Source organism: Duganella kummerowiae (assembly GCF_053572355.1).
This window is the reverse complement of record NZ_JBKFEH010000010.1, coordinates 397180-415577: the sequence shown is the minus strand read 5'-3', so window position 1 is coordinate 415577 and position 18398 is coordinate 397180. Positions and strand designations below refer to the sequence as shown.

The window sequence follows — 18398 nt, the reverse complement described above, 5'->3', positions numbered from 1 at the left end:
GGGGGACATTCATCTCTGGAAATTCAATGGCTACTTGTCCAGCTCCGGATAGCGCCGGAAGATGCCGGTCTCGTTGAAGGGGATGCGGCGCTTGGACTTGAGGTAGGCGGCGATGTTGGGCCGCGCCGCCACCTTGTCGCGCAACGCGATCAATCCCGGCCAGCCCGGCTCCAGCCGCGCCATGGTGTTGGGGAAGGCATAGCGCAATCCTTCGACCAGCTGGAACAGCGACAAATCCACGTACGACAGCCGCGAGCCCAGCATGTAGCCGCCGCGCCCCGGATTGGCCTGCAGCACGCGCTCGAAATAGTCGAGGAATTTGGGGATGCGCTGTTCGCGGAATTCCCGGGCACGCGCCCTGGCTTCCTTCTTCTGGTCCTCGTAATACAGGCCGATCGAAATCGGGTGATGGGTGTCGTGCGCCTCGTTGACGATGTCGGCAATGGTCAGCTGCAGCTGGTTGGCCCACAGCCTGCCTGCTTGCGCGCGCGGCGCCAGGCCATGGTGGGCGCCGATGAACATCAGGATGTTGGCGGTCTGGCCTATCAGCAGGCCGCCCGCGCGCAGCACCGGCGGCGCGAACGATGGCGTATCCTCCTTATCCGCATCCAGGCTGTCCATCAGCGCCGGCATGCCCTGCTTGCGGCGCGCCACGTCCACGTAGGGCACGCCCGCTTCTTCCAGCGCCAGGCGCACGAATTCGCCGCGTCCCTGCAGGCCGGGCCAGTAATAGAGTTGGTATGGAGTCGTCATGCCGGCATGCTAGCACCGCCGCGCCGCGTGCGACGCACGGCACTGCAGGCGGCAAAATACAAGCGCTGATTACGCTGGACGAAGCCGGTGCGGCCCGGAGAAACCGGCTGATGATTGCCATCTGGCTATAATAACCCGCCCTCCATCCTCTATCTTCGACCACATGGCCATCCCCGCCCCGCTGGACCTGCACATCGTGCTGCTGATTGCCGCCGCAGGCCTGGTGGCCGGGATACAGAACGCGCTGGCGGGAGGCGGCTCCTTCCTCACCTTCCCCACCCTGCTGCTGGCCGGCCTCGATCCCCTGGCCGCCAACATGACCTCCACCATCGCCATGTTCCCCAGCCAGGCCACGGCCGCCATGGCCGGGCGCAAGCTGGCCGGCGACGTCGGCCCCCTCAGCTTCGGACAGATGGTCGGCATCAGCCTGGCGGGCGGCGTGGCGGGCGCGCTGCTGCTGCTGGTCACGCCGCCCAGCTTCTTTGCCCGGCTGGTGCCGTGGCTGATCCTGTTCGCCACCATCGTGTTCGCGTGGGGCAGCTTCCGCAAGCAGCCGCTGCACACGGCGTCCGCCATGCCGCGCTGGCAGCTGGTGCTGGCGCAAGCCTGCATCTCCATCTACGGCGGCTACTTCGGCGGCGGCATCGGCTTTTTGATGCTGGCCGCGCTCACCATCGCCGGCCAGCAGGTGCGCACCGCCACCGCCACCAAGAACGTGCTGGCGGCGGCCATGAACCTGGCCGCCACCGCGGTGTTCGCGCTGTCGCCGCTGGTCAGCTGGCCGGCCGCGCTGGCGCTGTGCCTGGGCGGGATCGTGGGCGGCTTGTGCGGCGGCTGGCTGATGCACCGCCTGCCCGAAAGGCTGATGCGCGTGGTGGTGGTGCTGATCGGCGCCACGCTCACGGTGTGGATGTTCGCGCGCGCCTGATCAGAACACGGCGCGCAGCGTCAGGCGCACGGTGCGCGGCTCGACCGGGTGGTAGTGGATGTCATCCACGCCCTCGGCCAGTTCACCCGGCAGGCGCGAGGTGTAGTAGTAATCGACATCGCTGGCCTTGCGGTCGAACAGGTTGAAGGCGTCCAGGCCCAGCGACCAGCGGCGGTCGATGCGGTAGCCCAGGCGCGCATAGGCGATGGCGGTGCTGGCCGAGCGCCGGCTGTCATCCTCGACCAGTGGACGCGGGCCGAAGTAGCGCATCTGGAAGGCGCCCGACCATGGGCCGATATCGGTGATGGTGGCGCCGAACGAGGCCACCTTGCCGATCGCGCCGGGGATATGGTCGCCGGCCGTGTCATGCTCCGTGTAGTGGCTGCGCGAGTAAGCCAGGTCCAGGTCGAACAGCAGCCACGGACGGGCGATGTAGTGGTTATTCCACTCGATGCCGTAACGTTGGCTGCCCCGGCTGGCCGAGGTATCGCCCGCGTCGCCGGAAAACACCAGCTCCGAGGCCGACCGCAGCTTCCACAGCGCCATCGAGCTTTGCAGTCCCTGGATGAATTCAGTCCGCAATCCCACTTCGGCGCCGCGCGTCTTGACCAGCGGCGTGACCGGATCGACCGCCACCAGCTCGCGCGGCGCGATATGCACGGTGGTGCCGCGCGCATCATTGCTGTGGAAGCCCTCGCCGTAGTTGACAAACAATTCGGTCTGGTCCCACGGCCCCAGCACCAGCGACAGCTTGGGCGAGGTGATGGAGGCGCTCACCTTGCCGCTGTTCGCCGCCAGGTTGCTGCGCACGTCGAAGCGGTAGCGGTCATGGCGCAGCCCGGCCACGGAACGCAGCCAGCCGGTCCACTGCACCGTGTTCTCGGCATACAGTCCCAGGCTGCCTTCGTCCACGCGCGACTCGGAGATCGTGCCAGTGATTTGCTGCCTGACGGTGCTGTACAGCGCCAGCGGGGCTATATGGTCATGGCGTGCCTGTACACCGAGCTTGTTGCTGCCGCCCTGGTTGAACCAGGTCTTGCTGGCTTCAAAACCGGCCATGCGCCGCTTCTCGGTCTGGCGCGTCTGGTCGCCGTTGACCGGATCGTCGAGGAAGTAAGTGAAATTGTTGTACAGCGCGAGGCTGGACTGCACCAGGTAGGCGTTGGCCTGCAGCAGCGAGCCGGCGTCGCGCTTGCGCATTGCGGCGGACAGGCTGTAGCGGGAAGTGATGCCACCGTCGCTGTTGTCGATGGCGCCGTAGGGATTCAGTTCGCCGCTGTCCACCGCGCGCAGCGGAATCTGGTTGCTGGCGTGCCAGGCGCCCTGGTAGGCCATGCCGGTCACGCTGAACTGGTCGTCGCTGCCGCCCTGGCTGTAGCGCAGCACGCCGATGTTTTTGTGGAAGGCTTCCGGCAGCAGCCACGGGCCGTTGTTGTGCGCCGACTCCAGGCCAGCCACCAGGTTGCCCACACCCAGCGGCGTGGAAGCGGTCAGCACCGCGCGCCCATACTGGTGCTCACCCACCGTTAGGCTGGCGCTGCTGGCGGACAGCTTGTTGGCCAGGCCCATGCGCGCCGATCCGGCCGAGGCGAAATCGCCATCGTCGGCCTGGTACGGCCCCTTCCTGTAGCTGATGCGGTCGACCATCTCGGGGATCAGGAAATTCAGGTCGGTGTAGCCCTGGCCGTGCGCGTGGCTGCGCATATTGACCGGCATGCCATCGACATAGGTGGCAAAGTCGGTGCCGTGATCGAGGTTGAAGCCGCGCAGGAAGTACTGGTTGGCCTTGCCGTCGCCGCTGTGCTGGGTGACGATCACGCCAGGCACGAATTCCAGCAGCTCGCCGGGCCGCAACGCAGGACGGTTGGCGATCAGCGCGGACGTCACCACGCCCTGGCTTGCGGCGCCCGAGGTGCCGACGCCATTGTCGTAATGGCCCAGCACTTCGACCTTTTGCGGTTCCTCGTCGGGCGCGGCCAGCGAGAGTACCGGCACGGCGGCGGCCAGGGTGGCGGCGATAGCTTTGAGCTTCATAAGTAATCCTTCAGTTTGCGTAGCTTGTTGCGGCGGCTGGCGTAGCCCACGCCGACCAGGGCGCCGGCCAGCGCCAGCAGGGCCAGCGTGCCCACCGTTTTCTGCGCCGGCGTCAGGTTGGACAAGGTCTGCATCTCGAAGCCGCTGACCTTGGCGTCGGGGGCGTCGGCCTTGGGTTGCGGTTTTGCTGGCGCCGCTTTCGCCGGCGCGCTGGGCGGCGTGGGCGCAGGCCGCGCCCCGGCGCGCGCCTGCAGCTCCTGCAGCTGCTGCGCCACCTTGCCGGCCGCCTGGGCGGCGGCTTGCTGCGACGGCGCCGAGCCGCCGGCGCGGGCCGCGTTCACGGCGCCGTGCACCACTGCCGCGTTGGCGCCGAGATTGGGTGCGAACTGCGCCCCGGATGGCGGCGCGATCTTCAGCGTCTCGCGGCTGCAGGAATCGGCGCCGCAGGCCACGCCCGCTTCCCTGATGGCTTGCGCGTTCTGGCGCACCAGGTCGCGCCGCACCGCCTCGGCAGGCTTCCAGTAGCCGCGTTCGATGGCGCTCAGCATGCGGTCCGTGATGGCCTGGTAGGCGCGCAGGTTGCCGCTGGCCGCGATGCGTTCGCGCACCTTGAGGCCGTGGCGGTCCGCCACATAGGTCTCGTACATGCGCTGCCATTTGCCGGCGTCCACCACTTCCGGCACCGTGACCTGCCAGGCCCACAGGTAATCGACCACGCGGTTGACATAACGCGCACCGGAATAGCCTTCCTTGAGCATGCTGTCGGCCCAGCGCGGGTTCAGGTAGCGCGCCTGCATTTCCTGGCCCATGTACTGTTCCAGCGTCTTGTGGCCGGGGCGGCGCGGATTGGACAGGTCGCTCACCATCACCTCCGGCGTCTTGCCGTCCACGGCGCGCACCGCCATCGCGGTGCCGCCCAGGTATTGGAAGAAGTCGTCGTTGTCCAGGGTGGCGAACAGGTTGCTGGAGCGGCTGTGCAGGGCCACCTTGCTGCCGGACAGCGCCTGGCGGAACAGCTCGCGGCGCAGCGCCGGTGTGGCCTGATCATCGCCCCAGTAGCCGCCGCCAAATGGATGGCTCATGCGGTTGATGAACACCTCGGCCACTTCCTTTTCGTCCTGCCAGGCGTTGGTCAGCGGGATCAGCTTTTCGATCTGGGTGCCGTAGGCGCCGCTGGGCAGGCCGAAGATGCGCACCGACGCCATGCGCTGCGCTTCCTCGGCGCCGACCCCGCGCGCCTGCATGGCGGCGGCCACCTTGCGGCTGTGCTCCTGCAGCACGTTACCACCACCGCCGTCGGCGCTGTCGTCCTGTTTCTGCGCCAGCTGCACCGCCTGGTCCATCAGGGCCAGCACATTGCCGAACAGGTCGCGGAACAGGCCGGACGAAATCAAGGTGACGTCCACCCGCGGGCGGCCCAGCTGCTGGCGCGGGATGGCTACCACCCCGGTCACGCGGCCACGGTCGTCCCAGGTCGGACGCACGCCCAGCAGCGCCATGGCCTGCGCCTCCATGATGCCCTCGTGGCGCGAGGTCTCCACGCCCCACAAATTCATGCTCAATTTGTCGGGATACACGCCGTGGCGCTTGCGGTAATCCTCCACCAGCTGCTGCGCCAGCCTGGCGCCCGCTTCGTAGGTGGTCTTGCTGGGGATGCGCGCCGGGTCCAGGCCGAAGAAGTTGCGGCCGGTGGGCAGCGCGTCCGGATTGCGTACCAGGTCGGCGCTGGCGCCGGTCGGGATATAGCGGCCGGACAGGGCCTCCATCAAGCGCTGCAGCTCCAGCCCGGCGCTGCGCTCGATATCGGTTTCCAACTGGGCGATGCGGCGCTGCTTTTGCTCCGCCGTCGCGCTGTCGTCCATGCTGACCACGGCGCGCGCGGTGGCGTTGCGCTGCTGCGGCGCGGGCGCCACGCCAAAGGTGTGCAGGCCGAACGGGGTCAGCTTGCTGCCGGTGTCGTCCAGATATTCCTCCAGCGCTTCCATGTCGGCTTCGGACTTCAGTTCCTTCTTCTTCATGTCCTTGAGCACCCCGGCCTTCGCCGCCAGGCGGTTGATGGCCAGCAGGTGGCTGCGCGCCAGCAGAGGGCTTTTTTGCTCGGCCACGCGGTAGTCGTTCAGCAGCGCGCCCAGTTCGCGCAGGTCCGGATTCAGGCCGGCCACGTCGAACGGCGGCGTCAGGTGGTCGACGATGACGGCCATGCCGCGCCGCTTGGCCTGTATGCCCTCGCCCACGTCGTCCATCACGTAGGGATAGATGTTGGGCATGGCGCCGATCAGGGCTTCGGTGGGATCGGCCCCGGACAGGCCGGCCTCTTTCCCGGTCAGCCATTCCTGGGTGCCGTGGGTGCCGATGTGCATGACGGCGTCGGCATGGTAGGCGCGCTGCAGCCACAGGTAGAAGGCGATGTACTCGTGGCTGGGCGGCATGCTCACTTCATTGTGCAGCTTTTCCAGGTTCTGCTCCCAGGCGCGGCCCGGCTGCGGCGCCATCAGCACATTGCCGTAGCGGCGCGCCGGGTAGACGAAGTACGGTACGCCCTGGGCGTCGCGCCACAGCACCGGCGCTTTTTCCGGCTTGCCCCAGGACTGCTCGATGGACGAGCGCAGCGCCTGCGGCAGGGCGGCGTACCATTGCTGGTAGTCGGACAGCGGTACCAGCAGCGCCTGTCCGCTCTCGGCCAGGTGCTTGAGGCCCGCCATGTAGTCGCCCCTGGCCTTGCCCGGGTAATTGCCCCACTGCTGGATGGCGCCCTGCAATTCCAGCGCTTCGGCCGGCAGCGCGTCGCCGGTGGCATAGCCTTCCTGCTTCAGGCGCTGGACGATCTGCCACAGGCTGTCCGGCAGCACGTTCAGGTATGCCGCGCCTATGGTTTCCGAGCCGTGCGGATAATTAAAGTAGATCATGGCGATGCGCTTGTCGGCATTGGCCTTGTGGCGCAGCGCCATCCAGGCATCGACGCGCCGGGCCAGGCGTTCGATGCGCTCGGCAATCGGCGTTTCCTCTACATAGGCCAGGCCGGTCTGGGCGTCGGACACGCGTTCGCGGCTGGCCACCACGGTGGGCTGTATCAGGCCCGCCACCTCGGCGCCGGCCAGTTGCCAGGTGCGCTCGATCAGGTCCAGGCCGACCTTGGAGTCCTGCCACTGCTGGACGCTTTGCTGGCTGAGCGTGATGGCGTTGATGGCCGGGACGCCGATCTGGTCCAGCAGCTTGCCGGTGCCGGCGGTGCCACCCACCTTCATGCCCAGCGCGACGATCAGCTCCACCCGGCTCTTTCCACTTTCATCGAGCAGGTAGCGCAGCGGCACCTCGTAGGGATAGCCGAACACCGGCAGCACGTTGTAGCCGCCCGCCTCCAGCCGCTGCACGATGGCGGCCAGCGGCAGGGTCTGTCCGGCCACCAAACTGGCCCGGTAGAACGGCACCGCGATCCACGGCGCGCCCGGCTTGTGCCGGGCATAGCCGCGCACATAGTCGTCGTAGCTGGAGACGGTGCGGTTGGCCGCCACGTCGTACAGGCCGGCCTCCGGCATGGCGTGCACCGCGCCTACTTCCAGCGTGCCGCCCAGGCTGTTGCGCAGCAGGTAGCGCAGCAGATTGCCCATGTTCTCGATGCCGCCCTCGCGCGCATAGGCCTGGATCTGCGGCTCATCGCGCACGCCCTGTTCGAGCAGGCTGTCGTCGATGGCGCCGCCCACGGCAAACACCGGCCGTTTCGCTTTCCGCAGCGCCAGCAGCTCGGCGGCAATGCCGGTCATGGCCTGGCGGCCCTTGGCGTTGATGACGGCGACGTCGGCGCCGGTCAGCGCCGCGCGGTCGGCCGGCGACAGGCCGTTGACGGGAATGATGCGCACCGCCACATGCATGGCTTGCAATTCCGCCTGCAGGCCGCGCACGGCCAGCACGGCCGGCCGCGATTCCACGTCGCCCAGCATCAGCGCCACCGTGCGCGTCGCCGGCGCCGCGTGCAGGCGGCTGGCCAGGCACAGCGCAGCTATCAGCAAGACCAGCAGGGCCTGGGCCCACAGCTTATTCCGGTACATAGACCACCTTCCCGTCCGGCAGTTGATAGGCGGTGCCCAGGCGCTTGCCGGAGCCCGACAAGGGCTTATCGCTGACGCGGCTCACCTTGATCTCGGCGCCCTTCTTGGTCAGCACCTCGACATGGCCGTCGGCGCTTTTCTTGGCGATGGTGACTTCGGAGTTGGGGTCCAGCAAGTCCATCATGTTCCAGGCCGAGAACAGGGCCAGCATCATGGCCACGATGAAGACGATGCTGGCGTCGAACAGGTTGGCGACGCCGGCCAGCGGATCGTCTCCTTGTTCGCCCTGGCGGCTGTAGCGGTGGCGGTTCAGGTAGCGCATGCCCTTATCCTTTCGAGGCCAGCAGGGTTTCGGCGGCGTAGGCGATCTCGGTCAGGTCGCTGCGCAGCCAGTGTTCGCGCACCAGCGCCAGCACATACGCGCACACGCTGCAGGCCAGGCCGACCACGGTGGCGGTGAAGGCGGTGGTCATGCTCTCGGCCATCCTGGGCAGGTTGCCCTGGGCCAGGCCGGCCAGAGAGATGCCCATCGGGATCAGGGTGCCCATCAGGCCCAGCGCCGGGCCGACACGCACCACGAAGCGCACCTTGTCCAGGCGGCGCATGCCGGCGCTGTCGGCGTGCTGCACCACGCGCTCCAGGCGTGCGTCCAGGCCGGGCTGGCCGTCCTGTTCGGCCAGCGCGTTGTGCATGTCCTTGCGCGCGGCGGCCACCAGCACGCGCACGCCGCGCCAGCGCTCCAGCGCCTCGGCGCCGAAGATGCCGAGGCAGACCAGCATGTGCAGCACCAGCAGCGCGATGCCCAGCAGGACCGGCAGGTACAGGATGGTGGAGATGGAATACAGCAGCGTCTCGATCGAGCGCACGGCCGCGTCGGCGGTGAGGTTCAGCATGGAATGATCCCGGAAGTGAAGGACGCGCGCAGGCAAGCGGCGCGTGCGCCAGGCACGGCCGCCTCACGGCAAAGCCGGCAGGCGCAAGATTTCGTCATTGAGTGAGGTCCAGCAGTAGCAACCCGGCTCACCTCCCCGTGAGCTGGCTGATCGGAAGCGCGGGCGCTTCCACCTGTCTGGCCGGTATCCGGGCTGGCAAGTCGAACCGGTTGACCTTCCCATGCTTGCGCACAGTGGTGTAACGAACCGGCTAGTCGCGGGGCGACGCTTGCTTACCGTTGCGGGGGCAGCGCAGGTTGGCCTAGTCGGCTTCCTGCTTCCCGTTTAACTGCGCATCCGGGCGGATGCGCGGGCACCAAACGGGCGCCATTATACGTGCTTATCGTGATCCGGCGGGGATTCGGCCAGGCTTTGGAGGATGGGGCAGTCGGGGCGGCCGTCGCCGTGGCAGCAATGGGCCAGGGCTTGCAGGGTGTCGCGCATCTCGGTCAGTTCGGCGATGCGCTGGTTGAGTTCTTCGACGTGCTGCAGCGCGATGCCCTTGACGTCGGCACTGGCGCGCTCCTGGTCCTGCCACAGCGACAGCAGGTTGCGGATCTGCTCCAGCGAGAAGCCCAGGCTGCGGGCGCGCTTGACGAAGCGCAGCGTGTGCAGCTCGTTTTCGCCGTACAGGCGGTAGCCGGCCTCGCTGCGCCGTCCGGGCGGGATCAGCTGGATGCTCTCGTAGTAACGTATCATCTTGGCGGAGACGCCGGATGCGGTGGCGGCTTGTCCGATGTTCATCTGTCCTCCTTGCCGGTGGCGGGACGCCAGCGGCGCAGCAGCAGGGCATTGCTGATCACGCTGACGGAACTGAGCGCCATGGCGGCGCCGGCCACCATGGGATTGAGCAGGCCGAGGGCCGCCAGCGGGATGCCCACCAGGTTGTAGATGAAGGCCCAGAACAGGTTCTGGCGTATCTTGGCGTAGCTGCGGCGCGAGATATCGATGGCGGCCGCCACCAGGGCCGGATCGCCGCGCATCAGGGTAATGCCGGCCGCATGCATGGCGACGTCGGTGCCGCTGGACATGGCGACGCCGACATCGGCGGCGGCCAGCGCGGGCGCGTCGTTGATGCCGTCGCCCACCATGGCGACGCGCTCGCCGTCCTGCCTGAGCGCGGCCACGCGGGCGGCCTTGTCAGCGGGGAGCATGTTGGCCACCACCTGGTCCATGCCGAGCGCGGCGCCCACGGCGGCGGCGCTGCCGGCGTTGTCACCGGTCAGCAGCACGGTGCGGATGTGCCGCGTGCGCAGGGCCTGCACGGCGGCCCGCGCCTGCGGCTTGAGGCGGTCGCCGAAGGCCAGCAGGCCCAGAAGCTGCGGCGGCTGCTCGGCCGCCAGCCAGGAGATGGTCAGGCCCTGCGCTTCCAGCTCGGCGGCGCGGGCCGACAGCGGCGCCGTATCCACGCCCTGCTCCGCCATCAGGCGCGTGCTGCCCAGGACCAGGCGCCGCCCGTCCACCAGCGCACCCACGCCCCGCCCCGGCAGCGCCTTCACCTCACTGGCAACGGGCGCCGCGTCTTGAGCCGCAGGCGCAACAGGCGTGCCCTCAGCGGCGGATGGCGCCGCGCGCGTTGCGGCTTCCAGCACCGCGCGCGCCAGCGCGTGTTCACTGCCGCGCTGGATGGCGGCGGCCAGCTGCAGCAGGCGCTGCTCGCCGATTCCGGCCGGGACCAGCGCGGCCAGCGAGGGCTTGCCCTCGGTCAGCGTGCCGGTCTTGTCGAACACCACGGTGGTGACGCGGTGCGCCAGTTCCAGCGCCTCCGCGTCCTTGATCAATATCCCGTGGCGCGCCGCCACCCCGGTGCCGGCCATGATGGCGGCCGGCGTCGCCAGCCCCAGTGCGCACGGGCAGGCGATCACCAGCACCGCCACCGCATTGATGATGGCGCGCTCGGCGTCGCCGGACACCAGCCACCAGCCGCCCAGGGTCAGCAGCGCCAGCACCAGCACCACCGGTACGAACACGGCGCTGACCTTGTCCACCAGCTGCTGCACCGGCGCCTTGGCCGCCTGCGCATCCTCCACCAGGCGGATGATGCGCGCCAGCGTGCTTTCGGCGCCGACCGCACTCACCCGTACCAGCAGCTGCCCTTCGCCGTTGATGGCGCCGCCCGTCACCCTGCCGCCGGGCTGGCGCGCCACCGGCAGGCTCTCGCCGGTGATCAGCGATTCATCCACATGGCTGGCGCCCTCCTCGATCACGCCATCGGTGGCGATGCGCTCGCCGGGCCGCACCACCACCAGCTCGCCCACGCGCACCTGGGCCAGCGCCACATCCACATCCAGCCCGGCGCGGCGCACCCGGGCCGTGTCCGGCCGCAGCGCCTGCAGGGCGCGAATGGCGGACGCGGTCTGGCGCTTGGCGCGCGCCTCCAGCCACTTGCCCAGCAGGACCAGGGTGATGACCACCGCCGACGCCTCGAAGTACAGGTGCGGCATGGCCCCGCCCCGCGCCAGCAGCTGCCACAGGCTCAGGCCATAGGCGGCGCTGGTGCCCAGCGCCACCAGCAGGTCCATATTGCCGCTGAGGTCCAGCGCAGCCTTCCAGCCGGCCCGGTAGAACCGCGCTCCCAGCCAGAACTGCACCGGCGTCGCCAGCAGCAGCTGCAGCCAGCCGTCCAGCATCCAGTGCACGCCGGCCAGCTCCAGCAGCATGGGCGCCAGCAGCGGCAGCGACAGCAGCGCGGCCAGCAGCACCGCCTTCCCGCCGCTGCCGGCAGCTTCGGCATCCGGCCTGGCCTCAGGCGGGGCTGGCAGGCTGGCCTGGTAACCCGCCTTCTCCACCGCCTGCGCGACGGCCGCGAAATCCAGCGGCCCGGACGACTCCAGCCTGGCCTGCTCGGTAGCCAGGTTGACGCTGACCTGTTCCACGCCCGGGACCCTGGCCAGCACGCGCTCGACCCGCCGCACGCAGGAGGCGCAGGTCATGCCGGCGATCTTGACCGACAGGGTGTTGGAGGGATGGGTAACGGTATTCTGGCTCATGGCGGTATCCGGCTGGCTATCATGACCAGCGTAGCATCAACCCTCCCATGATGGGAAGGTCAAGCTTTTTTCCGGGCCTGAGCGGCGTCAGTATTTGCCTGACTTGGCCACCCGGGGGCGATAAAAGCAGCTATGATCTGGCGATACCGACAATAAACACCCTCAGTATGGCAAACACCGAGGCGAGAGCATGAAATTCATTTTTTGGGGAGTGCGCGGTTCCATCCCGTCGCCCGGCCCGCGCACCGCGCGCTACGGCGGCAATACCACCTGCATCGAAGTCCGCACGGACGACAACACCCTTATCGTGCTCGACGGCGGCACCGGCATCTTTTCGCTGGCACAGTCGCTGGTGCAGTCGCCGGTGCGCCCGATTGAAGCGAATATCTTCATCACCCATAGCCATTGGGACCACATCCACGGCCTGCCCTTTTTCAGCCCGCTGTTCATGCGCGGCAGCCGGGTGCGCCTGCATGGCGTGACCGATCCCGACACCGGCCACGGCATCGAGCACGTGATGGGCGTGCAGTTGCAAAACAGTTATTTCCCCGTCAGCGAAACCCAGATGGCCGCCACCATCGAATACCGCACCGTGGCCGTGGGCGAAAGCCTGGAAGTCGGCGACGCCGTGGTGCGCAACGTGGTGATGAGCCATCCCGTGATCGACCTGGGCTACCGCATCGACTGCAACGGCAAGTCCCTGTTCTTCACCGGCGACCACGAACCGCACTACAACCCGCACGCTCCCGGCCATCCCGAATACCAGGCTTGCGAGGAATGGATACGGGCCGAGCGCGACGCCATCGACAACATGGCGCGCGGCGTGGACGCCCTGATCGTCGACTGCTCCTACACCCGCGAAGAATACCCGTCCAAGATAGGCTGGGGCCACGGCACCTTCGATTCCGCCTTCGAGATGGCGCTACGCACGGGCGCCAAGGCCCTGTACTGCACCCACCACGAACCGACCCGCAGCGACGACGAGCTGGAAGCCGCGTTTGCGGATGTGATGGCGCGCTATGCGGACCGCCTGGGCGGCCTGAAAGTGGTGCTGGCCTACGAGGGCATGGAAGTCAGGCTGGGCTAGCTGCGGCGATGGCGCGGACTCTAGGCCGCCAGCAAGTGGCGGGTGGAGCTGGACAGCATGGCCAGGTAAGGACCGGCGGGCGGCTGGCCCGGCGCCGGACGGCGGCGGCCGTGCGGCACGCTGCGGTCGATATTGTGGCGGCGCGAGATGCGGCGCCGCGACACGGCCGGCTGTTCGTAGGGATCGGCCGGCTCCGTGCGGCGCTCGGCCAGCATGCGCAGCTGGGCCAGGCCGGCCTCCAGCGCAAATTCGCGGCCCTGCAGCAAGGCGTCCACCAGTTGGGTCGCCAGCGACAGCGCGGCGCCGGCCAGGATGGCGGAACTGAACGGCAGCACCAGGCGGTAGCGGCCCTCGCTGCGCGGCAGCACGCCGATGAAGCCCACCATCTGCTCACGGCTGGCCAGGCGCTGCAGTTCCATGGCGGCTTGCTGGACCACGCCGGCCAGGTAGGGAATCTCATCCTCGCCCAGCGTATTGACCAGCACGCGCTGGCGCTCCAGGCCCGGCAGCGCCGCATGCAGGCGCGCTTCGAAGGCGGCGCGCTGTTCGGCGCAGAGCTCGCGGTCGGCATCCAGTTCCAGGATGGCCAGCAGGCAGGGTTTGTTGGCGTAGCGGTTGTGTTCTTGCAGGTAGCGGTGATCTATGATTCTCATGATGCGGCTTTCTTTAATATCAGGCCACATTATGGGATGCACACCGAAGCTTGCCCATCGGCGACGGGCGGGCGTCACTGTAAGACCCGGCTTACACTCGCTTAGCTGGAAATTAAAAAGGGAGCCGCGGCTCCCTTGTTGCTTACATGATGTGATGCCCTATCCACCAGGCGATGGCCGCCACGAAGGCGGACGCCGGGATGGTGAAGATCCAGGCCCACACGATATTGCCCGCGACACCCCAGCGCACGGCCGACATCTTCTGGGCCGAGCCGACGCCGACGATGGCGCCGGTGATGGTGTGGGTGGTCGATACCGGCACGCCCAGCGCGGTGGCCGTGAACAGCGTGATGGCGCCGCCGGTCTCGGCGCAGAAGCCGCCCACGGGTTTGAGCTTGGTGATCTTCTGGCCCATGGTTTTCACGATGCGCCAGCCGCCGAACAGGGTGCCGAACGAGATCGCCGTGTAGCAGGAGATGATCACCCACAGCGGCGGCATGGTGTCGGTGGCGCTGGAATAGCCGGCCGCGATCAGCAGCATCCAGATGATGCCTATGGTTTTCTGGGCGTCGTTGCCGCCGTGGCCCAGGCTGTAGGAGGCGGCCGAGAACAGCTGCAGGCGGCGGAACCATTTGTCCACGCGGCGCGGCGTAGAGCGCACGAAAATCCACGACACCAGCAGCATCATCAGCGAACCGAAGATGAAGCCCAGCAGCGGCGACAGCACGATGAACAGCACGGTCTTGAGCAGGCCGGCCGAGATCAGGGCGCCGGTGCCGCTCTTGGCCACGGCCGACCCCACCAGGCCGCCGATCAGGGCGTGCGAGGACGAGGATGGAATGCCGTAGTACCAGGTGAAGATGTTCCAGACGATGGCGCCCACCAGGGCCCCGAAAATCACGTACTGGTCCACCACGGACGGATCGATGGTGCCCTTGCCCACGGTGGCGGCCACGGTCAGCTGGTGGAACACGAAAATGGCGACGAAGTTGAACAGGGCGGCCATGGCCACCGCCGTTTGCGGCTTGAGCACGCCGGTCGAAACCACGGTGGCGATCGCGTTGGCCGCATCGTGGAAGCCGTTCATGAAGTCGAATATCAGCGCCAGGGCCACGAGCAGCCCCAGGGCGTACAGACTGATGGTCAGAGTGTGCATGTAAAATTATTCTCGCTGTCGGTCTGACGATCAGGCGTTTTCGACGATGATGCCTTCGATGATGTTGGCCACGTCTTCGCAGCGGTCGGTCACCGTTTCCAGGATTTCGTAGATGGCTTTCATCTTGATCAGGTTGCGCACGTCCGGCTCGTCGCGGAACAGCTTGGACATGGCGGCGCGCATCACGTGGTCGGCGTCCGATTCCAGGCGGTCGATCTCTTCGCACACGGCGACGATCTGGCGCGAGTTGTCCATGTTGTGCAGCATGCCGACCGCTTCCTTGACCTTCTCGGTGCAGGCCAGCACCAGCTCGGCCAGGCGCTTGGCTTCCGGGGTCACCGAGTGCAGGTCGTACAGCGACACGGTCTGGGCCGCATCTTCCAGCAGGTCCAGGATGTCGTCCATCTTGGTGATCAGCTTGTGGATGTCGTCGCGGTCGATGGGGGTGATGAAGGTCTTGTGCAGCAGGTCCACCGTGGCGTAGGTGATCTTGTCGGCCTGTTTTTCCACGCCTTCGATGGCGTGCACGCGGTTTTCCAGGTCGTCGAAGTTGGTCATCAGGCCCAGCATTTCCTTGGCGCCCTTGACGCACAACTCGGCGTGCTGGTTGAACAGGTCAAAAAATTTGCCCTCAGAGGGCATCAAGCGTCCGAACATTGTCTTTCTCCGTTTATCGATACGTGTTGCGATACGTGTTGCTTGCCGGCCGCGCCCGGGTCGGGCGCACCGGCGCTTAGTCGCCTTGGTAAGTCGCCAGGTTACCGGCGTAGTTGCCAAACTTGGTGTATGCGCCTATCCAGGTCAGGCGGACGGCGCCGATCGGGCCGTTACGCTGCTTGCCGATGATGATCTCGGCGGTGCCCTTCTCGGGCGAATCGGGGTTGTAGACCTCGTCGCGGTACAGGAAGATGATGACGTCCGCGTCCTGCTCGATAGCGCCGGATTCGCGCAAGTCCGACATCACGGGGCGCTTGTTGGGGCGCTGCTCCAGCGAGCGGTTCAGCTGCGACAGCGCGATCACCGGGCAGCCCAGCTCCTTGGCCAGGCCCTTGAGCGAACGCGAGATTTCCGAGATCTCGGCGGCGCGGTTGTCGCCCGGCTTGGAACCCTGCATCAGCTGCAGGTAGTCGACGATGATCAGGCCCAGCTTGCCGCACTGGCGCGCCAGGCGGCGCGCGCGGGCCCGCATCTCGATCGGGTTCAGGGCCGGGGTTTCGTCGATGAAGATCTGGGCGTCGTTCATCTTCTGGATGGCGTGCGTCAGGCGCGGCCAGTCCTCGTCGATCAGGCGGCCGGTACGCAGGCGGTGCTGGTCCAGCTGGCCGACCGAACCCAGCATACGCATGGCCAGCTGGGCGCCGCCCATCTCCATGGAGAACACGGCCACCGGCAGGCCCGCTTCGATGGCCACGTTCTCGCCGATGTTGACCGAGAACGCGGTCTTGCCCATGGACGGGCGTCCGGCCACGATCACCAGGTCGCCGCCCTGCAGGCCGGAAGTCATGCGGTCCAGGTCGATGAAGCCGGTCGGCACGCCCGTGATCTCGGACTGGTTCTCGCGCGAGTAGAGTTCGTCGATGCGTTCCACCACCTGGGTCAGCAGCGGCTGCACCGGCAGCCAGCCGGCCGCGCCGCGCGCGCCCTGCTCGGCAATGGCGAAGATGCGCGATTCGGCCTCGTCCAGGATTTCCTTGGTTTCCTTGCCCTGCGGGTTGAACGCCTGCCCCGAGATATCGTCGGCCACCGTGATCAGCTGGCGCAGCACGCCGCGGTCGCGCACGATCTCGGCGTAGCGCCGGATATTGGCCGCCGACGGCGTGTTTTGCGCCATCGCGTTCAGGTAGGCCAGGCCGCCCACTTCCTCCGCCTTGCCCAGCTGGACCAGCGCCTCGTACACCGTGATCACGTCGGCCGGCTTGGAAGCGTTGATCAGCCTGACCATCTGCTCGAAGATGATGCGGTGGTCGTAGCGGTAGAAATCCTCCGGCTGCATGAAGTCGGCGATACGGTCGAAAGCGGCGTTATCGCGCAGCAGGCCGCCGATGACGGACTGTTCCGCCTCGATGGAATGCGGCGGTACGCGGATCGAGTCTACCTGTGGATCGGAGGGGGCGTTCATGGCGGGCATTATACCTGCTTAGCTACGGCGGCAAAAAAAGTGCCGCTAAAAAATTTTGTTGCATAAATGAAAAATGCATGAAAAAAGCCGGGGGTTCCCCGGCTTTTTTAGGTATTGCACGACACCAGCCCCGCAGGGCCGGACGCCGTTCTTAGGCAGCTTCGCCCACGACGGCGATGGTCACGTCGACCACCACGTCGGTGTGCAGGGCCACGCTCACCGGGTGTTCGCCGGTGGTTTTCAGCGGGCCGTTCGGCAGGCGCACGTTGGCTTTTTCAACGGCGAAACCGACTTTGCTCAGGGCTTCGGCGATGTCGAAGTTGGTCACGGAACCGAACAGGCGGCCGTCAACGCCGGCTTTCTGGGTCACGGTCACGGTCTGGCCGGCCAGTTTCTCGCCCTGGCCTTGTGCTTCAGCCAGCTTGGCGGCGGCGGCTTTTTCCAGCTCGGCGCGCTTCACTTCGAATTCAGCCACGGCAGCGGCGGTAGCGCGGCGGGCTTTCTTTTGCGGGATCAGGAAGTTACGTGCGTAACCGTCCTTGACTTTAACGACTTCGCCCAGGTTGCCCAGGTTGACAACTTTTTCCAACAGAATGATTTGCATGTTTCTCTCCAGGATGGTCTGCGGCGCGGATTAGGCGTTGTGCAGATCGGTGTAAGGCAGCAGGGCCAGGTAGCGAGCGCGCTTGATGGCGGTGTCCACTTGGCGCTGGTAGTGCGCCTTGGTGCCGGTCAGGCGGGCCGGCATGATCTTGCCGTTTTCCTGGATGAAGTCCTTCAGGGTGTCCACGTCTTTGTAGTCCACTTGTTCCACGCCGGCGGCGGTGAAGCGGCAGAACTTCTTGCGCTTGAACAGAGGGTTTTGTTGCTTGCGCTTTTCTTTCAGCTTGAGCTTGTTTTTGTCGAACTTTTTACCGAATGCCATTTTAGGCTCCTGTATCTAAATGGGCGCTGTCTGCGACAGCACTGAAATCAATGATGTGAAATACCAGGCTTTTGCTGTTGCGGTTTTTCTTGTTCAGAAAACCGCTGAACTGATACAGCCCTCCCAGAGACGCCTGCCCGAAGCGGTTCGCAATCTCGCCCGCGGCTATCGCGGACACTTCGAACTCGCTGAGCCGGGCGATGCCGGCCTCGATTTGCTGCGACCGGTGCTGCAGGACAGCGTTCACGATCGGCATGCCGGCCGGGGTGTACCGCAGGGTATCCCGCTCGGCGATCAAGGCGATGATCTGGAGCTGGTTCAGCTCAGGTTCCCAGCAAATTAAGCGGCAGCGGCTGCGGGAGCAGCGGCGGCTTCAGCGCGGTGGGATTTCGCTGCATCTTCGCGTTGCACCGACTTCATCATCGGCGAAGGAGCGGTTTCCGCTTTCTTCATTTTCACGGTCAGGTGACGCAGCACGGCATCATTGAATTTGAATGCGGTTTCCAGCTCGACCAGGGTCTCGTTGTCGCATTCGATGTTCATGCAGATGTAGTGTGCCTTGGCCAGCTTCTGGATCGAGTAAGCCATTTGGCGGCGGCCCCAGTCTTCGACGCGGTGCACGTTGCCACCGCGGCTGGTGACGCTAGCTTTGTAGCGTTCGATCATGGCGGGCACTTGCTCGCTCTGGTCCGGATGGACGATAAAAACGATTTCGTAGTGACGCATGTAAACTCCCTTAAGGACTTGAAGAAATAGCCCACCCTGGCGTCAAGAC

At 66.5% G+C, this 18398-nt stretch carries 17 protein-coding genes and 1 riboswitch; of the genes, 2 read left to right on the top strand and 15 right to left on the bottom strand.

Translation table 11 applies throughout. The features are described from left to right. Positions 1-30: 30 nt before the first annotated feature. On the bottom strand, positions 31-753 hold the full coding sequence (locus tag ACLB1G_RS15510; RefSeq protein ID WP_491628120.1) for a glutathione S-transferase: 723 nt from the start codon (positions 751-753) through the stop codon (positions 31-33). A gap of 163 nt (positions 754-916) precedes the next feature. Between ACLB1G_RS15510 and ACLB1G_RS15505 the strand changes: the two genes are divergently transcribed. Further along, entirely contained in the window at positions 917-1681 is a 765-nt protein-coding gene (locus ACLB1G_RS15505) for a sulfite exporter TauE/SafE family protein (protein WP_491628119.1), read from the top strand. Here ACLB1G_RS15505 and ACLB1G_RS15500 read toward each other — a convergent pair whose 3' ends face one another. From ACLB1G_RS15500 to ACLB1G_RS15475, 6 genes are all read right to left on the bottom strand, one after another. After that, positions 1682-3715 (bottom strand): TonB-dependent receptor, encoded by a 2034-nt coding sequence (locus ACLB1G_RS15500; protein WP_491628118.1) that lies wholly within the window; start codon positions 3713-3715, stop codon positions 1682-1684. It lies immediately after the preceding gene. After that, positions 3712-7761: a cobaltochelatase subunit CobN gene (locus ACLB1G_RS15495; protein ID WP_491628117.1), complete on the bottom strand. Its 4050-nt coding sequence runs from the start codon at positions 7759-7761 to the stop codon at positions 3712-3714. The genes ACLB1G_RS15500 and ACLB1G_RS15495 overlap by 4 nt, the downstream gene beginning before the upstream one ends. Beyond that, complete coding sequence (locus ACLB1G_RS15490; protein WP_491628116.1) at positions 7748-8083, bottom strand: DUF2149 domain-containing protein; 336 nt, start codon at positions 8081-8083, stop codon at positions 7748-7750. The genes ACLB1G_RS15495 and ACLB1G_RS15490 overlap by 14 nt, the downstream gene beginning before the upstream one ends. A gap of 4 nt (positions 8084-8087) precedes the next feature. Then, the gene (locus tag ACLB1G_RS15485; RefSeq protein WP_491628115.1) at positions 8088-8654 is read right to left on the bottom strand and encodes a MotA/TolQ/ExbB proton channel family protein; all 567 of its coding nucleotides are present in this window, start codon (positions 8652-8654) and stop codon (positions 8088-8090) included. Between the two features lie 161 nt (positions 8655-8815). Next, positions 8816-9029: riboswitch (cobalamin riboswitch) on the bottom strand. Next, complete coding sequence (gene cueR, locus ACLB1G_RS15480; protein WP_491628114.1) at positions 9024-9437, bottom strand: Cu(I)-responsive transcriptional regulator; 414 nt, start codon at positions 9435-9437, stop codon at positions 9024-9026. It overlaps the preceding riboswitch by 6 nt. Beyond that, complete coding sequence (locus ACLB1G_RS15475) at positions 9434-11683, bottom strand: heavy metal translocating P-type ATPase (RefSeq protein WP_491628113.1); 2250 nt, start codon at positions 11681-11683, stop codon at positions 9434-9436. The genes cueR and ACLB1G_RS15475 overlap by 4 nt, the downstream gene beginning before the upstream one ends. A gap of 190 nt (positions 11684-11873) precedes the next feature. Here ACLB1G_RS15475 and ACLB1G_RS15470 point away from each other — a divergent pair, with 190 nt between their 5' ends. Beyond that, positions 11874-12770 (top strand): MBL fold metallo-hydrolase, encoded by an 897-nt coding sequence (locus ACLB1G_RS15470; protein WP_491628112.1) that lies wholly within the window; start codon positions 11874-11876, stop codon positions 12768-12770. A gap of 20 nt (positions 12771-12790) precedes the next feature. Here ACLB1G_RS15470 and ACLB1G_RS15465 read toward each other — a convergent pair whose 3' ends face one another. The 8 genes from ACLB1G_RS15465 to rpsF all read right to left on the bottom strand — a co-directional run bounded on the left by ACLB1G_RS15465 (position 12791) and on the right by rpsF (position 18349). After that, positions 12791-13423: a hypothetical protein gene (locus ACLB1G_RS15465; RefSeq protein WP_491628111.1), complete on the bottom strand. Its 633-nt coding sequence runs from the start codon at positions 13421-13423 to the stop codon at positions 12791-12793. Positions 13424-13565: 142 nt separating this feature from the next. After that, positions 13566-14579: an inorganic phosphate transporter gene (locus ACLB1G_RS15460; RefSeq protein WP_491628110.1), complete on the bottom strand. Its 1014-nt coding sequence runs from the start codon at positions 14577-14579 to the stop codon at positions 13566-13568. Between the two features lie 30 nt (positions 14580-14609). Then, complete coding sequence (locus ACLB1G_RS15455; RefSeq protein ID WP_491628109.1) at positions 14610-15236, bottom strand: DUF47 domain-containing protein; 627 nt, start codon at positions 15234-15236, stop codon at positions 14610-14612. Positions 15237-15312: 76 nt separating this feature from the next. Then, positions 15313-16698: a replicative DNA helicase gene (locus ACLB1G_RS15450; protein WP_491628108.1), complete on the bottom strand. Its 1386-nt coding sequence runs from the start codon at positions 16696-16698 to the stop codon at positions 15313-15315. A 151-nt stretch (positions 16699-16849) separates the two neighbouring features. Next, positions 16850-17302 (bottom strand): 50S ribosomal protein L9, encoded by a 453-nt coding sequence (gene rplI, locus ACLB1G_RS15445; protein WP_491628107.1) that lies wholly within the window; start codon positions 17300-17302, stop codon positions 16850-16852. Positions 17303-17332: 30 nt separating this feature from the next. Continuing rightward, the gene (gene rpsR, locus ACLB1G_RS15440; protein ID WP_072781043.1) at positions 17333-17623 is read right to left on the bottom strand and encodes a 30S ribosomal protein S18; all 291 of its coding nucleotides are present in this window, start codon (positions 17621-17623) and stop codon (positions 17333-17335) included. A gap of 1 nt (position 17624) precedes the next feature. Then, positions 17625-17945, bottom strand: a complete 321-nt coding sequence (priB, locus tag ACLB1G_RS15435) for a primosomal replication protein N (protein WP_491628228.1) — start codon at positions 17943-17945, stop codon at positions 17625-17627. Between the two features lie 17 nt (positions 17946-17962). Next, positions 17963-18349 (bottom strand): 30S ribosomal protein S6, encoded by a 387-nt coding sequence (gene rpsF, locus ACLB1G_RS15430; protein ID WP_491628106.1) that lies wholly within the window; start codon positions 18347-18349, stop codon positions 17963-17965. Positions 18350-18398 lie beyond the last annotated feature (49 nt).

What these genes read in the sequence shown, in the direction of transcription:
- ACLB1G_RS15505 (WP_491628119.1), top strand. Translation starts at nt 917, where the DNA reads ATGGCCATCCCCGCCCCGCTGGACCTGCACATCGTGCTGCTGATTGCC.
- ACLB1G_RS15500 (WP_491628118.1), bottom strand. Translation starts at nt 3,715, where the DNA reads ATGAAGCTCAAAGCTATCGCCGCCACCCTGGCCGCCGCCGTGCCGGTA.
- ACLB1G_RS15465 (WP_491628111.1), bottom strand. Translation starts at nt 13,423, where the DNA reads ATGAGAATCATAGATCACCGCTACCTGCAAGAACACAACCGCTACGCC.
- ACLB1G_RS15460 (WP_491628110.1), bottom strand. Translation starts at nt 14,579, where the DNA reads ATGCACACTCTGACCATCAGTCTGTACGCCCTGGGGCTGCTCGTGGCC.
- ACLB1G_RS15475 (WP_491628113.1), bottom strand. Translation starts at nt 11,683, where the DNA reads ATGAGCCAGAATACCGTTACCCATCCCTCCAACACCCTGTCGGTCAAG.
- ACLB1G_RS15490 (WP_491628116.1), bottom strand. Translation starts at nt 8,083, where the DNA reads ATGCGCTACCTGAACCGCCACCGCTACAGCCGCCAGGGCGAACAAGGA.
- ACLB1G_RS15510 (WP_491628120.1), bottom strand. Translation starts at nt 753, where the DNA reads ATGACGACTCCATACCAACTCTATTACTGGCCCGGCCTGCAGGGACGC.
- ACLB1G_RS15455 (WP_491628109.1), bottom strand. Translation starts at nt 15,236, where the DNA reads ATGTTCGGACGCTTGATGCCCTCTGAGGGCAAATTTTTTGACCTGTTC.
- ACLB1G_RS15495 (WP_491628117.1), bottom strand. Translation starts at nt 7,761, where the DNA reads ATGTACCGGAATAAGCTGTGGGCCCAGGCCCTGCTGGTCTTGCTGATA.
- cueR (WP_491628114.1), bottom strand. Translation starts at nt 9,437, where the DNA reads ATGAACATCGGACAAGCCGCCACCGCATCCGGCGTCTCCGCCAAGATG.
- ACLB1G_RS15485 (WP_491628115.1), bottom strand. Translation starts at nt 8,654, where the DNA reads ATGCTGAACCTCACCGCCGACGCGGCCGTGCGCTCGATCGAGACGCTG.
- rplI (WP_491628107.1), bottom strand. Translation starts at nt 17,302, where the DNA reads ATGCAAATCATTCTGTTGGAAAAAGTTGTCAACCTGGGCAACCTGGGC.
- ACLB1G_RS15450 (WP_491628108.1), bottom strand. Translation starts at nt 16,698, where the DNA reads ATGAACGCCCCCTCCGATCCACAGGTAGACTCGATCCGCGTACCGCCG.
- ACLB1G_RS15470 (WP_491628112.1), top strand. Translation starts at nt 11,874, where the DNA reads ATGAAATTCATTTTTTGGGGAGTGCGCGGTTCCATCCCGTCGCCCGGC.
- rpsF (WP_491628106.1), bottom strand. Translation starts at nt 18,349, where the DNA reads ATGCGTCACTACGAAATCGTTTTTATCGTCCATCCGGACCAGAGCGAG.
- rpsR (WP_072781043.1), bottom strand. Translation starts at nt 17,623, where the DNA reads ATGGCATTCGGTAAAAAGTTCGACAAAAACAAGCTCAAGCTGAAAGAA.